This is a genomic window from Streptomyces sp. MNU76, assembly GCF_020982545.1.
Taxonomy (GTDB): domain Bacteria; phylum Actinomycetota; class Actinomycetes; order Streptomycetales; family Streptomycetaceae; genus Streptomyces.
In genome coordinates this window covers 416,827-430,887 of record NZ_JAJKLK010000003.1, presented here as the reverse complement: position 1 = coordinate 430,887, position 14,061 = coordinate 416,827, and the positions used below count along the sequence as shown (strand labels likewise).

Genomic DNA, 14,061 nt, shown 5'->3' with positions numbered 1-14,061 from the left:
TCCTTGTCCGGAATATGGATGACGGTGGACTCGGTCTAAAGAGGCGTGCCACGCTTCCGTCATGTCTGGAACTGGAATTGCCTTGGTGAGTCGGCGGCACGTCGACCTCGGCCGCATGTCCAGCGCCATCTGTCCGGTGAGCTGAGCCCGACCGCGAGGGGTTGGACGACCCCGGGCGACAGCGCCGCACACCCTCCTCTGTTTCGGCCCGCGCAAGGACGCGCAGGCGTCGCACACGCTGCCCGCGTGTGCCCGCATGTGCGCGCAAGCGCGGGTCAGAGCCGATTCCCACGCCTTTCCCGAAGGACATACACACCATGGCCGCCACCCCGCAGAACCCTGCCACGCCCCGCCGCAAGGTGAGCCGTCACCGTGGCGAGGGACAGTGGGCCGCGGGTCACTTCACCCCGCTGAACGGCAACGAGCAGTTCAAGAAGGACGACGACGGTCTCAATGTACGGACACGCATTGAGACGATCTACTCCAAGCGTGGCTTCGACTCGATCGACCCCAACGACCTGCGCGGCCGCATGCGCTGGTGGGGCCTCTACACCCAGCGCAAGCCCGGGATCGACGGCGGCAAGACCGCGATCCTGGAGCCGGAGGAGCTGGACGACAAGTACTTCATGCTGCGGGTGCGGATCGACGGCGGACGCCTGACCACCCAGCAGCTGCGGGTGATCGGCGAGATCTCGCAGGAGTTCGCGCGGGGCACGGCCGACATCACCGACCGGCAGAACGTGCAGTACCACTGGATCCGCGTCGAGGACGTGCCCGAGATCTGGGAGCGGCTGGAGGCCGTCGGCCTGTCCACCACCGAGGCGTGCGGTGACACCCCCCGTGTGATCATCGGCTCACCCGTCGCCGGGATCGCCGCCGACGAGATCATCGACGGCACGCCCGCGATGGAGGAGATCGGCCGGCGGATCATCGGCAACCCTGACTTCTCGAACCTGCCCCGCAAGTTCAAGTCCGCGATCTCCGGCTCGCCGCTGCTCGACGTGGCGCACGAGATCAACGACATCGCCTTCGTCGGTGTCCGCCACCCCGAGCACGGCCCCGGCTTCGACCTCTGGGTCGGCGGCGGCCTGTCCACCAACCCCAAGATCGGGCAGCGGCTCGGAGCCTGGGTGCCGCTGGACGAGGTCGCGGACGTGTACGAGGGCGTCATCTCGATCTTCCGTGACTACGGCTACCGGCGGCTGCGCACCCGCGCCCGGCTGAAGTTCCTGCTCGCCGACTGGGGCACGGAGAAGTTCCGCCAGGTGCTGGAGGACGAGTACCTCAAGCGCAAGCTGATCGACGGCCCGGCGCCGGACCAGCCGGTGGCCCGCTGGCGCGACCACGTGGGCGTCCACCAGCAGAAGGACGGCCGCTACTACGTCGGGTTCGCCCCGCGCGTGGGCCGGGTGGACGGCACCACGCTGACGAAGATCGCCGACCTTGCCGAGGCGCACGGCTCCGGCCGGGTCCGGACCACCGTCGAGCAGAAGATGATCGTGCTCGACGTCACCGAGGAGCAGGTCGACTCGCTGGTCGCGGGCCTGGAGGCCCTGGACCTCACGGTGAACCCCTCGCCGTTCCGGCGCGGCACGATGGCCTGCACCGGCATCGAGTACTGCAAGCTCGCCATCGTCGAGACGAAGGCGCGCGGCTCCCTGTTGATCGACGAACTGGAGCGCCGGATCCCGGAGTTCGACGAGCCGATCACCATCAACATCAACGGCTGCCCGAACGCCTGTGCGCGTATCCAGGTGGCGGACATCGGTCTCAAGGGCCAGCTGGTCCTCAACGACGCGGGCGAGCAGGTCGAGGGCTACCAGGTGCACCTGGGCGGCGCGCTCGGCCTGGAGGCCGGCTTCGGCCGCAAGGTGCGCGGTCTGAAGGTCACCGCCGACGACCTCCCCGACTACGTCGAGCGCGTGCTCAAGCGCTTCCAGGAGGAGCGCGAGGAGGGCGAGCGCTTCGCCACGTGGGTCGCCCGCGCCGGCGAGGAGGCCCTCTCGTGAGCGAGCGAGCCGCCCCCTTCTACTGCCCCTACTGCGGTGACGAGGATCTGCGCCCCAACGAGGAAGGTCACGGGGCCTGGGAATGCGGAGCCTGCAATCGAGCCTTCCAGTTGAAGTTCCTCGGGTTGTTGACCCGGGGCGTGAGCCGCGCTCCCTCGGCTCACGCTCTTGAAGAAAGCAGCCTTCGGCGAGCCGATAGCGGAGGGGATCACATATGACTGCCGTCAAGGCGGATTCCGACACATCCGCGTCCCGGGCGGACGCGGCCGACCAGGAGGCGACCGACCTGGACGCGGCGAAGCGCGCCGAGCTCAAGGCGCTCGCCGAGCAGGCCGGCCGCGATCTGGAGGACGCCTCGGCCCTGGAGATCCTCCAGTGGGCCGTGGACACCTTCGGCAACCGCTTCTGCGTGACCTCCTCCATGGAGGACGCGGTCGTCGCGCACCTCGCCTCCCGCGCCAGGCCCGGCGTCGACGTCGTGTTCCTGGACACCGGCTACCACTTCCCGGAGACCATCGGCACCCGGGACGCCGTCGAGGCCGTGATGGACGTCAACGTCATCACGATCACCCCGCGGCAGACGGTCGCCGAGCAGGACGCCGAGTACGGCCCGAAGCTGCACGACCGCGACCCCGACCTGTGCTGCTTCCTGCGGAAGGTCAAGCCGCTCGAAGCGGGCCTGACCCGCTTCGACGCCTGGGCGACCGGACTGCGCCGCGACGAGTCCGCGAGCCGGGCCGACACCCCGGTCGTCGGCTGGGACGAGAAGCGCGGCAAGGTCAAGGTCTCCCCGATCGCCCGCTGGACGCAGGACGACGTGGACGCGTACGTGGCCGAGCACGGCGTGCTCACCAACCCCCTGCTGATGGACGGCTACACCTCGGTGGGCTGCGCCCCCTGCACCCGGCGGGTCGCCCCCGGCGAGGACGCGCGGGCCGGCCGCTGGGCCGGCAACGCCAAGACCGAGTGCGGGCTGCACCTGTGACCGAGACCGCCGACACCGTCGGGAACGCCGGCCCCGGGACGGGCCGTGCTCCCGCGACGAACCAGGAGAACCCAGTGACGACCGGAGCCACCGTCTGGCTCACGGGTCTGCCGAGTGCCGGCAAGACCACCATCGCCTACGAACTCGCGGGCCGCCTGCGCGAGGAGGGCCACCTCGTGGAGGTCCTCGACGGCGACGAGATCCGCGAGTTCCTCACCGCTGACCTCGGCTTCACCCGCGCCGACCGCCACACCAACGTGCAGCGCATCGGCTTCCTCGCCGAGTTGCTCGCCCGGAACGGCGTCAAGGCGCTCGTGCCGGTCATCGCGCCCTACGCCGACAGCCGCGAGGCGGTCCGGGGGCGCCACGCGGCGAGCGGAGCCGCGTACGTCGAGGTGCATGTGGCGACGCCGGTCGAGGTGTGCTCCGAACGCGATGTGAAGGGTCTGTACGCCAAGCAGGCGGCCGGTGAGATCTCCGGGCTGACCGGTGTCGACGACCCGTACGAGGCTCCCGAGACCCCGGACCTGCGCATCGAGTCGCAGGACCAGACGGTCCAGGAGTCCGCGGCGCTGGTCCACAAGCTGCTCACGGAGAGGGGTCTGGCATGACGACGACCGTCGCCGCCGTCTCCGGGGAGACCGGCACCCCGTACACGCTGTCGCACCTGGACGCGCTGGAGTCCGAGGCGGTCCACATCTTCCGTGAGGTCGCGGGGGAGTTCGAGCGGCCGGTGATCCTCTTCTCCGGCGGCAAGGACTCCATCGTCATGCTGCACCTGGCGCTGAAGGCCTTCGCGCCCGCCGCGGTCCCCTTCTCCCTGCTGCACGTCGACACCGGACACAACTTCCCCGAGGTGCTGGAGTACCGCGACCGCACCGTGGCCCGCCACGGCCTGCGGCTGCACGTGGCCTCCGTCCAGGACTACATCGACCGCGGAGTGTTGCGCGAACGCCCCGACGGCACCCGCAACCCCCTGCAGACCGTGCCGCTCACCGAGAGGATCCAGGCGGAGAAGTTCGACGCCGTCTTCGGCGGCGGCCGCCGCGACGAGGAGAAGGCACGGGCCAAGGAGCGGGTGTTCTCGCTGCGCGACGAGTTCTCCCAGTGGGACCCGCGCCGCCAGCGCCCCGAGCTGTGGAACCTCTACAACGGCCGCCACGCGCCCGGCGAACACGTCCGCGTCTTCCCGCTCTCCAACTGGACCGAGCTGGACGTCTGGCAGTACATCGCCCGCGAAGGCATCGAACTCCCGGAGATCTACTTCGCGCACGAGCGTGAGGTGTTCCAGCGGGCCGGGATGTGGCTGACCGCCGGCGAGTGGGGCGGCCCCAAGGACGGCGAGACCGTCGAGAAGCGCCTCGTCCGCTACCGCACCGTCGGCGACATGTCCTGCACGGGCGCGGTCGATTCCGACGCGACCACGCTGGACGCCGTGATCACCGAGATCGCCGCCTCCCGGCTCACCGAGCGGGGCGCGACCCGCGCCGACGACAAGATGTCCGAGGCCGCGATGGAAGACCGCAAGCGTGAGGGGTACTTCTAGGCATGAGCACGATCACCGCCGAGGAGCTCTCGGCCACCACGCTGCTGCGGTTCGCGACCGCCGGTTCCGTCGACGACGGCAAGTCCACCCTGGTGGGCCGCCTGCTGCACGACTCCAAGTCGATCCTCACCGACCAACTGGAAGCCGTGGAACGGGTCTCCGCGAGCCGCGGCCAGGAAGGCCCCGACCTCGCCCTCCTCACCGACGGCCTGCGCGCCGAACGGGAACAGGGCATCACCATCGACGTCGCCTACCGCTACTTCGCCACCACCCGCCGCCGCTTCATCCTCGCCGACACCCCCGGCCACGTGCAGTACACCCGCAACATGGTCACCGGCGCCTCCACCGCCGAACTGACGGTGATCCTCGTCGACGCGCGCAACGGCGTCGTCGAGCAGACCCGCCGGCACGCCGCGATCGCCGCGCTCCTGCGAGTCCCGCACGTGGTCCTCGCGGTGAACAAGATGGACCTCGTCGCCTACGAGGAGCAGGTCTTCGCGCGGATCGCCGAGGAGTTCACGGCGTACGCGTCCGAGCTGGGTGTCCCGGAGATCACCGCGATCCCGATCTCGGCGCTCGCCGGCGACAACGTGGTGGAGCCGTCCGCGAACATGGACTGGTACGGCGGCCCCACGGTCCTGGAGCACCTGGAGACCGTGCCGGTCAGCCACGACCTGGCGCACTGCCACGCCCGGCTGCCCGTGCAGTACGTGATCCGTCCGCAGACCGCCGAGCACCCGGACTACCGGGGGTACGCGGGCCAGATCGCGGCCGGCACCTTCCGCGTCGGCGACTCGGTGACGGTGCTGCCGTCCGGCCGGACCACGAAGGTCACCGGCATCGACCTGCTCGGCAAGCCGGTCGACTCGGCCCACACCCCGCAGTCGGTGACCCTGCTGCTGGCGGACGACATCGACATCTCGCGCGGCGACCTGCTGGTGCCCAGCAAGGACGCCCCCGCGACCACGCAGGACATCGAGGCGACCGTCTGCCACGTGGCCGACCAGCCGCTCACGGTGGGCCACCGGGTGCTGCTCAAGCACGGCACCCGTACGGTCAAGGCGATCGTCAAGGACATCCCGTCCCGGCTGACGCTCGACGACCTGTCCCTGCACCCGCACCCGGGACAGCTCGTCGCCAACGACATCGGCCGGGTGAAGGTCCGCACGGCCGAGGCGCTGCCGGTCGACTCCTACGCCGACTCCCGCCGCACCGGCTCGTTCATCCTGATCGACCCCGCAGACGGCACGACCCTGACGGCCGGCATGGTCGGCGAGTCGTTCGCCTCCCCGGAGCCCGTCAAGGACGAGGCCGAGGACGACGGGTGGGACTTCTGACATGAACCCCCCGGACTTCTACGCGACGTTCGCGAAGGAGGGCGGCCGTGTGGGCAGCGGCGCCCTCGGGAGCGGGCAGGGCGGCGTGGCGCGATGTGTGCGATGACGTACGCGCACCGCATGCGCGCCCCGTCCTCCCACCCGACGTCCCGGTTGCGACGAAGACCCTTTTCCTGATTTCCCGGCCACGACCGTCGAGTTCGTGACCGCCGGGCCTCCGAGAGGACCACCTCCCGTGCCTGCACACCGCTCAGCTCTTCTCCGCCGTGGCGTCGCCGTGGCCGCCGCGCTGCCCCTGCTGGCGCTCGCCGCCTGCGGTTACGGCTCCCAGGCCAAGGACGACGAGACCGCCCAGGTCGCCGCCGGCGCCAAGAAGATCGAGGGCCTCGACACCGTCAAGATCGGCTACTTCGGCAACCTCACGCACGCCACCGCCCTGGTCGGGCGGCAGGAGGGCATCTTCCAGAAGGAGCTCGGCGCCACCAAGGCCGAGTACGCGGTCTTCAACGCCGGCCCCTCCGAGATCGAGGCGCTGAACTCGAAGTCGATCGACATCGGCTGGATCGGCCCCTCCCCGGCGATCAACGGCTACACCAAGTCCGCCGGCAAGGGCCTGCGCATCATCGGCGGTTCGGCCTCCGGTGGTGTGAAGCTCGTCGTCGACCCGGACAAGATCAAGTCCCTCAAGGACATCAAGGGCAAGAACATCGCGACGCCGCAGCTGGGCAACACGCAGGACGTGGCGTTCCTCAACTGGATCGCCGAGCAGGGCTGGAAGGTCGACGCCGAGAGCGGCAAGGGCGACGTCTCCGTGGTCCGCACGGACAACAAGATCGTCCCGGACGCCTACAAGTCGGGCTCGATCGACGGTGCCTGGGTGCCGGAGCCGACCGCGTCCAAGCTGGTCGCCGAGGGCGCGAAGGTGCTGCTGGACGAGGCCGACCTGTGGCCCGACAAGAAGTTCGTGATCACGAACATCATCGTGCGGCAGGACTTCCTGAAGGAGCACCCCAAGGTCGTCGAGGCCGTGCTGCGGGGCGCGGTCAGGACGAACGCCTTCATCAACTCCGACACGGAGAAGGCGAAGGAGGCGGCCAACGCCCGGCTGAAGGAGGACTCCGGCAAGGCACTGGACGCCAAGGTCCTCGACCCGGCGTGGACGTCCATCCAGTTCACCGACGACCCGCTGGCGTCCACCCTGCAGACCGAGGCGGACCACGCGGTCAAGGCCGGTCTGCTCAAGGACCCGCTGCTCGACGGCATCTACGACCTGTCGATCCTCAACAAGGTCCTGAAGTCCGAGGGCGAGTCCGAGGTCGACGACGCCGGTCTCGGCGCCAAGTAACGCGGTAGACCGACGAGTCCCCAGGAGGTGACGACCATGGCCACCACCCTCGCCAAGGCCGAGGACACCGAGGCAGTGGAGCACGCAGCCCGCATCGAGCATGTATCGAAGTCCTTCGCCGGACCGACCGGGCAGCAGCTCGTGCTCGACGACATCACGCTCGATGTCGCTCCGGGCGAGTTCGTCACCCTCCTGGGGGCCTCGGGCTGTGGCAAGTCCACCCTGCTGAACCTGGTGGCGGGGCTCGACGCCCCGTCCCAGGGCAGCATCTCGACCGACGGGCGCCCCGCTCTGATGTTCCAGGAGCACGCCCTGTTCCCGTGGCTGACCGCGGGCAAGAACATCGAACTCGCCCTGAAGCTCAGGGGAGTTCCGAAGAACGAACGGCGCGAGCGCGCCGAGGACCTGCTCTCCCTGGTCCGGCTGAAGGGTGCGTACGGCAAGCGGGTGCACGAGCTGTCCGGCGGTATGCGGCAGCGGGTGGCGCTGGCGCGGGCCCTCGGCCAGGAGAGCAAGCTCCTGCTGATGGACGAGCCGTTCGCGGCGCTCGACGCCATCACCCGGGACGTGCTGCACGACGAGCTGACCCGGATCTGGGAGGAGACCCAGCTCTCCGTCCTGTTCGTCACGCACAACGTGCGCGAGGCGGTGCGGCTCGCGCAGCGCGTGGTGCTGCTGTCCTCGCGCCCGGGGCGGATCGCCCGGGAGTGGCGGGTCGACATCCCCCAGCCCCGCCGTATCGAGGACGCTCCGGTGGCGGAGCTGTCCTTGGAGATCACCGATGTCCTTCGTGAGGAGATCCGCCGTCATGGCCAGCAGTGAGACGAGGGCGACGGACACGATCGACGCCCCGGTCGCCGACAAGGACCGGCTCGGGGCGGTGGAGGCGGGCCTCGACGCCCTGGAGACGCCCGGCGCCGGCCGGCCTCCGTTCAGCCAGACGTTCCGGCAGAAGATCGTGCCGCCGATCACCGCGGTCGTGCTGGTGCTCGCGGTGTGGCAGGGACTGGTGTCGTTCGGCGTCGTCACCGACCCGGGCAAGCTGCCCCCGCCGTCCGCCGTGTGGGACGCGGCGGAGCAGGCCTGGCTGGAAGGCAAGCTGCTCGGCTACGTCTGGACGAGTGTCTCGCGCGGCCTGTTCGGCTTCCTGATCGCACTGGCGATCGGCACGCCGCTCGGCATCCTGGTCGCCCGGGTGCGGTTCGTTCGGTCGGCGATCGGTCCGATCCTCTCGGGGCTGCAGTCGCTGCCGTCGGTGGCGTGGGTGCCGCCGGCCGTGGTCTGGCTGGGTCTGACCGACGGGATGATGTACGCGGTGATCCTGCTCGGTGCGGTCCCCTCGATCGCCAACGGGCTGGTCTCCGGCATCGACCAGGTGCCCCCGCTGTATCTGCGGGCGGGCCGCACCATGGGCGCCACCGGACTGCAGGGCGCCTGGCACATCGTGATGCCGGCCGCGCTGCCCGGCTATCTGGCCGGTCTGAAGCAGGGCTGGGCGTTCTCGTGGCGTTCACTGATGGCGGCGGAGATCATCGCCAGCCACCCCGATCTCGGGGTCGGTCTCGGCCAGTTGCTGGAGAACGGCCGCACCAACATCGACATGGCCACCGTGTTCCTCGCCATCTTCCTGATCCTGCTGGTCGGTATCGCCATCGACCTGCTGCTCTTCAGCCCGCTGGAGCGGCGGGTCCTGCGCGGCCGCGGCCTGCTGGTGAAGAGCTGATCCACATGGTCAGGAAGCCGGTCCTCCTCGTCGTCGCCCACGGCAGCCGCGACCCGCGGCACGCCGCGACCGTGCACGCCCTGGTGCGGCGGGTGCGGGCGCTGCGCCCCGGGCTGCGGGTGGAGACCGGCTTCCTGGACTTCAACCTCCCCTCGGTCCACGGGGTGCTGGAGTCGCTCGCGGCGGAGGGTGTACGGGACGTGGTGGCCCTGCCGCTGCTGCTGACCCGTGCCTTCCACGCCAAGGCCGACATCCCGGCGGTCCTGCGCGAGGCGCCGCCGTCCCTGCGTGTCCGCCAGGCGGAGGTGCTCGGCCCGTCGCCGCTGCTGCTGTCGGCCCTCGAACGCCGGCTGTACGAGGCGGGCCTGAGCCCCGCCGACAAGTCCTCGACCGGGGTCGTGCTGGCCTCGGCGGGGTCCACCGACCCGGAGGCGATCGCGGTGATCGCAGCAATCGCGCGGGAGTGGCGGCACACCGGCTGGTGCGCCGTGCGACCCGCGTTCGCCTCCGCGTCCCTCCCTCGCACGGAGGACGCCGTACGGGAGCTGCGGGCGCTCGGCTGCGCACGGGTGGCCGTGGCGCCGTACGTCATCGCGCCGGGACGGCTGCCCGACCGGATCGCCGCCGGCGCGGACGCGGCGGGCGCGGACGTCCTGTCCGAGGTGCTCGGCCCCGCCCCCGAACTGGCCGCGCTGCTGCTGCGCCGGTACGCGGAGGCGCTCCGGCAGGGGCAGCTCACCGCCGCCTGAGCCGGCGTCGTCAGCCGGCCCGTGTCAGCTCCGCCAGTTTCACCACCGTGTTCCAGTTGCGGGTCGTGGCGGTCAGGCCCTTCAGGAGGCGGGGCTTCGACAGGGTCTCCGCGAGCTTGGAGCGGCCGAGGCCCTCGGGGGCGTACAGGTACAGCACCCGCTCCCCGATCCTGAACTCCTCGGGCAGGAAGGCCGGTTGGTCGATCCCCTCGAAGCGGCCCGCGTCCACCGTCTCCGACAGATACGTCACATGGAGCTGCTTGCCCTCCAGCTCCGCCGCCGGGAACGGGCACGCCTCCCGGACGGCCTCCAGATACGTGTGGTCGCGTACCAGGACGTCCACGGTGAAGCCGAAGTGTCCCTCGATGGCGGTCGTGATCTCGGTGGCCAGGGACTCCTCGTCGCCGTGGTCGCTGGTGAAGACCGCGTTGCCGCTCTGGAGGTAGGTGGCCACCCCCTCGTGGCCGAGGCCGGTCAGCAGGGTGCGGAGGTCGGCCATCGGGACCTTCTTGCTGCCGCCCACGTTGATCCCGCGCAGAAGCGCCGCGTACGTCGTCATGGGCTCACCCTAAGCACCGTACGGCGTGACACCCTGAGCAGCGGCCCCGAGAACCCGGGATGGGTGTAAGGGGCCACTGTCCTCCCTGATGGGGAGGGAGCGGGGTCCGAGCGGAGGACCCGGGGGCGATGGGGTTCGCCGGAGAGCACGACGAGATGCCCTTATCCAGCTCATACCTTCGAATCGAAAGGTGGCGGCAGGGGGTCGTCATCGCATACGAGGGGGCTGGCCCGTCATGGCGAACGGAGAGGTACGGGTGCGGGGAATCGCCGCCCGGGCGGGCGGCTGGAGCGCCCAACACCGCTGGGCGGCCGTCGGGATCTGGCTGCTGTTCGTGGTGCTGACCATGGGGATCGGCTCGGCGATGGGCTCGGTCGAGGTCAAGGACAGCGATCAGCTCAAGGGGGAGACCAGCACGGCGGCGCACATCGTCGAGGAGGCGGGCATCGAGGAGCCCGCCGGCGAGACGGTCCTGATCCAGGCGAAGGACGACCGTACCCGGGCCACGGACCCCGCGTTCCGGGCCGCCGTCGACGACGTGATGAAGGCCGTCGGGAAGACCGGTGAGGTCGCCGACGTGACCTCGCCGTACGACACGGGGACCATCTCGAAGGACGGCCGCAGCGCGCTGGTGCAGTTCGACGTGCGGGGCGCGTCGGACACGGCGGGCGAACGGATCGAGCCGGTGCTGAAGGCCGTCGCGGACGTCCAGAAGGAGCACGGGACGCTGCGGATCGAGGAGATCGGCGGCGCCTCGATGATGAAGACGTTCGACGACGCCTTCGGGGACGACTTCCAGAAGGCCGAGTACTCGGCCGTACCGGTGGCGCTCGGCATCCTGCTGATCGCGTTCGGCGCGGTCGTGGCGGCGCTGGTGCCGGTGGCGCTGGCGATCACCGCGATCATCGCGACGATGGGGCTGATGGCCATCGTCAGCCATGTGATCCCGATGAGCGACACCGCCAACTCCGTGATGCTGCTGGTGGGTCTGGCCGTCGGTGTCGACTACTGCCTGTTCTATCTGCGCCGTGAACGCGAGGAGCGGGCGGCGGGCCGGGACGCGCGGACCGCGCTGCGGGTGGCCGCCGCGACCAGTGGCCGCGCCATCATCGTCTCCGGTGTCACGGTGTGCGTGGCCATGGCGGGCATGCTGTTCACCGGGCTCGCCGAGTTCGAGGCGATGGGCCTGGCGTCCCTGATGGTCGTGGCCGTCGCGATGGCCGGTTCGGTCACGGTGCTGCCCGCGCTGCTGTCACTGCTGGGCGGGCGGGTCGAGAAGGGCCGTATCCCGTTCCTGCACCCGGACAAGCGGCGCAAGAGCGGCCGCTCCGGGGGTGGTGCGGAGAGCCGCTTCTGGAACGCCGTCCTGCGGGTCGTGCTCGCCAAGCCGGCGCTGTCGCTGGTCGTGGCGACCGGCGCGCTGCTCGCCGTGGCCGCGCCCGCGCTCGGGATGAAGACGCAGAACCTGACCCTGGACCAGGAGTTCGGCGACTCGCTGCCGATCGTGCAGACCTACAACCGGGTCAACGAGGCCTTCCCCGGCGGTTCCGAGCCGGCCGAGGTGGTCGTCAGGGCGAAGGACATCAACGCTCCCGAAGTGCGGGCGGCACTGGCCGACTTCAAGGCGAAGGCCGTCGCCTCGGGTGCCTCGCGCGGCCCGGTAGAGATCGAGGTGCACGACGAGCGGAACGTGGCGTTCGTGTACGTGCCGCTGGTCGGCGGCTCCGACCAGGACAAGGCGGGCGCCAGCCTGGACAAGCTGCGCGACGAGGTACGGCCCGCCACGCTCGGCAAGGTCGAGGGCGTCGAAGCGCCCGTCACCGGACAGGTCGCGGGCAACCAGGACTTCAACGACCAGCTGGTCGGTTCCGTGGTCCCGGTCTTCGCCTTCGTCGTGGTCTTCGCCTTCCTGCTGATGCTGCTGTCGTTCCGCTCGCTGACGATCGCGGCGACGTCGATCGTGCTCAACCTGCTGTCGGTGGGCGCCGCGTACGGCATCCTCGTCGCGGTCTTCCAGCACGGCTGGGGTGCCTCGCTGGTGGGCGCGGAGGGTGTGGGCGCCATCATCACCTGGCTGCCGCTGTTCCTGTTCGTGATCCTGTTCGGGCTGTCGATGGACTACCACGTGTTCGTGGTCTCGCGGATCCGTGAGGCGCGGCTGCGCGGTCGTACGACGAAGGAGGCGATCCGGCACGGAGTGGTCACCACGGCCGGGGTCGTGACCAGCGCGGCCGTCATCATGGTCGCCGTCTTCTCGATCTTCGGGACGCTGTCCATGCAGTCGATGAAGCAGATGGGTGTGGGCCTCGCGGCCGCCGTCCTCATCGACGCGACGGTCATCCGCGGCGTGCTCCTGCCGGCCGTGATGGCCCTGCTGGGCGAGCGCAACTGGTACCTGCCGACGTGGCTGAACCGGCTGCCGGACCTCACCCACGACGAGTCCCCGGAGCCGGGAACGGGAACGGGGCCGGAGTCGACCCCGCCGGCCCGGGACCAGCGGGTACGGGTCTGATCGGGTCCTGAGCGCGGTCGTGGGCCGGGGTGGCATCGCCGCCCCGGCCCACGACCGTGTCCGTGCACCTGTCTGTGCACCTGTTCGTGCCCGGTGACTCAGGCCGCCGTGGCGACGTCACCCCGGTCGAAGGAGTCGAGGGTCCGGGTGAAGTCGCGGGTGGAGAGCAACAGCTTGTAGACGATGGCCAGTTCGAAGACGAGCAGCAGGACACCGGAGACGACGGTCGCCGTCATCACCGAGTCGACGATCGGGCCGATCATGAAGACGCCCATCTGGAACTCGATGCCGCTGATCAGATGCGGGCGGACCCGGTGGCGCAGCAGGAAGGACCGGACGCGCAGATAGAAGGGAAAGCGGCGACGGAACTCCTGGTGCAGGTCGACGACCTGGGTTTGCGGGGCCGCCTGGGTGACCTCCGCGGCGGCCGTGCGCAGGTCCTGTTCGATGTCGGCCTCGGGGTTCTCGCGCAGCAGGTCCTCCATGAAGGCGAGTTCCCGCTCGTTCTCGGCACGGCGGGCCTCGCGGAGCCGGGCCTTGATCTGCTTGCGCATGGTGTGGCGGACCTTGAAGGTCTCCAGGGAGTTGATGTAGCGGAGCGCGTCGCAGCCGATGACGGCGGCGGCGAGCCAGATGTAGAAGGTCTCCCCCGTGCGCTGGTACTGCCCGGCCATCAGGGCCACCGAGCACGCCGCGACCCGGACGCGGTCGAAGACGAAGTCGAGCCAGGCACCGAACACGGATCCCTGGCCGGTGAGCCGGGCTACCTTGCCGTCCATGCAGTCGAGGATGAAGCTCAGGTGGTAGACGACGGCGCCGGCGATCAGCCAGCGCCAGTCGCCCAGCGCGAAGAAGGCGGCCGAGACCAGACCCAGCAGGAAGGCGCCCCACGTCAGCTGGTTGGGCGTGATCCTCGTGTACTTCGCGGTCAGCCGCACCAGGGGGGTGGCGACCGGGTCCACGAGCAGCACGGTCCACCAGGCGTCCCGCTTCTTCTGGGTGACGCGGCGCACTTCCGCGAGGTCGGGTATGTCTCGGCGCATGGGTCAACTTCCTGGCGTTCGAAATGAGTTCATCATCAGCTTGGAAGTCGTTCACCCGAGGCACAAGAAGCGCCGAACACAACCTTTCGGAGGGGGTAACGGTCGAACCCGGTAACAGAGTCAGTGCGCGTTCCGCGCGGACCGGACGTTATCCGAGCGTTACTGAGTGACCTGATCGTGACCTAATAAGTGCCGTGATTTCACGACAGGCGTGGAACCAACGGGCTTGCCCGGCTATCAGGGGTTTCTGCAG

At 69.9% G+C, this 14,061-nt stretch carries 14 protein-coding genes; 12 read left to right on the top strand and 2 right to left on the bottom strand.

Annotated elements, in window-relative coordinates; all coding sequences use genetic code 11:
• Positions 1-61: 61 nt before the first annotated feature.
• The 11 genes from E4N62_RS49315 to E4N62_RS08200 all read left to right on the top strand — a co-directional run bounded on the left by E4N62_RS49315 (position 62) and on the right by E4N62_RS08200 (position 9,694).
• A complete protein-coding gene (locus E4N62_RS49315) occupies positions 62-145 on the top strand; it encodes a putative leader peptide (RefSeq protein ID WP_309474722.1) in 84 nt (27 codons plus the stop codon).
• Between the two features lie 172 nt (positions 146-317).
• Entirely contained in the window at positions 318-2,009 is a 1,692-nt protein-coding gene (locus tag E4N62_RS08250; protein WP_230213285.1) for a nitrite/sulfite reductase, read from the top strand.
• A complete protein-coding gene (locus tag E4N62_RS08245; RefSeq protein ID WP_230213284.1) occupies positions 2,006-2,227 on the top strand; it encodes a hypothetical protein in 222 nt (73 codons plus the stop codon). Before E4N62_RS08250 ends, E4N62_RS08245 begins: the two co-directional genes overlap by 4 nt.
• Positions 2,224-2,994 (top strand): phosphoadenylyl-sulfate reductase, encoded by a 771-nt coding sequence (locus tag E4N62_RS08240; RefSeq protein ID WP_230213283.1) that lies wholly within the window; start codon positions 2,224-2,226, stop codon positions 2,992-2,994. Before E4N62_RS08245 ends, E4N62_RS08240 begins: the two co-directional genes overlap by 4 nt.
• 74 nt (positions 2,995-3,068) lie before the next feature.
• Complete coding sequence (gene cysC, locus E4N62_RS08235; protein WP_230213282.1) at positions 3,069-3,605, top strand: adenylyl-sulfate kinase; 537 nt, start codon at positions 3,069-3,071, stop codon at positions 3,603-3,605.
• Positions 3,602-4,540, top strand: a complete 939-nt coding sequence (gene cysD, locus E4N62_RS08230; protein ID WP_230213281.1) for a sulfate adenylyltransferase subunit CysD — start codon at positions 3,602-3,604, stop codon at positions 4,538-4,540. Before cysC ends, cysD begins: the two co-directional genes overlap by 4 nt.
• Positions 4,541-4,542: 2 nt before the next feature.
• On the top strand, positions 4,543-5,877 hold the full coding sequence (locus tag E4N62_RS08225; RefSeq protein ID WP_230213280.1) for a sulfate adenylyltransferase subunit 1: 1,335 nt from the start codon (positions 4,543-4,545) through the stop codon (positions 5,875-5,877).
• Positions 5,878-6,112: 235 nt separating this feature from the next.
• Positions 6,113-7,222: an aliphatic sulfonate ABC transporter substrate-binding protein gene (locus E4N62_RS08215; RefSeq protein ID WP_230213278.1), complete on the top strand. Its 1,110-nt coding sequence runs from the start codon at positions 6,113-6,115 to the stop codon at positions 7,220-7,222.
• Between the two features lie 36 nt (positions 7,223-7,258).
• The gene (locus E4N62_RS08210; RefSeq protein ID WP_184900681.1) at positions 7,259-8,044 is read left to right on the top strand and encodes an ABC transporter ATP-binding protein; all 786 of its coding nucleotides are present in this window, start codon (positions 7,259-7,261) and stop codon (positions 8,042-8,044) included.
• On the top strand, positions 8,031-8,945 hold the full coding sequence (locus E4N62_RS08205; protein ID WP_230213277.1) for an ABC transporter permease: 915 nt from the start codon (positions 8,031-8,033) through the stop codon (positions 8,943-8,945). Before E4N62_RS08210 ends, E4N62_RS08205 begins: the two co-directional genes overlap by 14 nt.
• A 5-nt stretch (positions 8,946-8,950) precedes the next feature.
• Positions 8,951-9,694, top strand: a complete 744-nt coding sequence (locus tag E4N62_RS08200) for a sirohydrochlorin chelatase (RefSeq protein ID WP_230213276.1) — start codon at positions 8,951-8,953, stop codon at positions 9,692-9,694.
• Between the two features lie 10 nt (positions 9,695-9,704).
• Here E4N62_RS08200 and E4N62_RS08195 read toward each other — a convergent pair whose 3' ends face one another.
• A complete protein-coding gene (locus tag E4N62_RS08195; protein WP_230213275.1) occupies positions 9,705-10,253 on the bottom strand; it encodes a DUF1697 domain-containing protein in 549 nt (182 codons plus the stop codon).
• Positions 10,254-10,488: 235 nt separating this feature from the next.
• On the opposite strand from E4N62_RS08195, the gene E4N62_RS08190 reads away from it, so the two are divergent.
• Positions 10,489-12,765 carry an MMPL family transporter gene (locus tag E4N62_RS08190; RefSeq protein WP_230213274.1) on the top strand — a complete coding sequence of 759 codons (2,277 nt, stop codon included), beginning with the start codon at positions 10,489-10,491 and terminating at the stop codon, positions 12,763-12,765.
• 98 nt (positions 12,766-12,863) lie between these two features.
• On the opposite strand, the gene E4N62_RS08185 is transcribed toward E4N62_RS08190, so the two are convergent.
• Positions 12,864-13,808 (bottom strand): CDP-alcohol phosphatidyltransferase family protein, encoded by a 945-nt coding sequence (locus E4N62_RS08185; protein WP_230213273.1) that lies wholly within the window; start codon positions 13,806-13,808, stop codon positions 12,864-12,866.
• Between the last annotated feature and the right edge of the window lie 253 nt (positions 13,809-14,061).

Coding starts and splice junctions, on each gene's coding strand:
- E4N62_RS49315 (WP_309474722.1), top strand. CDS start 62: ATGTCTGGAACTGGAATTGCCTTGGTGAGTCGGCGGCACGTCGACCTC.
- E4N62_RS08250 (WP_230213285.1), top strand. CDS start 318: ATGGCCGCCACCCCGCAGAACCCTGCCACGCCCCGCCGCAAGGTGAGC.
- E4N62_RS08240 (WP_230213283.1), top strand. CDS start 2,224: ATGACTGCCGTCAAGGCGGATTCCGACACATCCGCGTCCCGGGCGGAC.
- cysD (WP_230213281.1), top strand. CDS start 3,602: ATGACGACGACCGTCGCCGCCGTCTCCGGGGAGACCGGCACCCCGTAC.
- E4N62_RS08225 (WP_230213280.1), top strand. CDS start 4,543: ATGAGCACGATCACCGCCGAGGAGCTCTCGGCCACCACGCTGCTGCGG.
- E4N62_RS08210 (WP_184900681.1), top strand. CDS start 7,259: ATGGCCACCACCCTCGCCAAGGCCGAGGACACCGAGGCAGTGGAGCAC.
- E4N62_RS08205 (WP_230213277.1), top strand. CDS start 8,031: ATGGCCAGCAGTGAGACGAGGGCGACGGACACGATCGACGCCCCGGTC.
- E4N62_RS08200 (WP_230213276.1), top strand. CDS start 8,951: ATGGTCAGGAAGCCGGTCCTCCTCGTCGTCGCCCACGGCAGCCGCGAC.
- E4N62_RS08195 (WP_230213275.1), bottom strand. CDS start 10,253: ATGACGACGTACGCGGCGCTTCTGCGCGGGATCAACGTGGGCGGCAGC.
- E4N62_RS08190 (WP_230213274.1), top strand. CDS start 10,489: ATGGCGAACGGAGAGGTACGGGTGCGGGGAATCGCCGCCCGGGCGGGC.
- E4N62_RS08185 (WP_230213273.1), bottom strand. CDS start 13,808: ATGCGCCGAGACATACCCGACCTCGCGGAAGTGCGCCGCGTCACCCAG.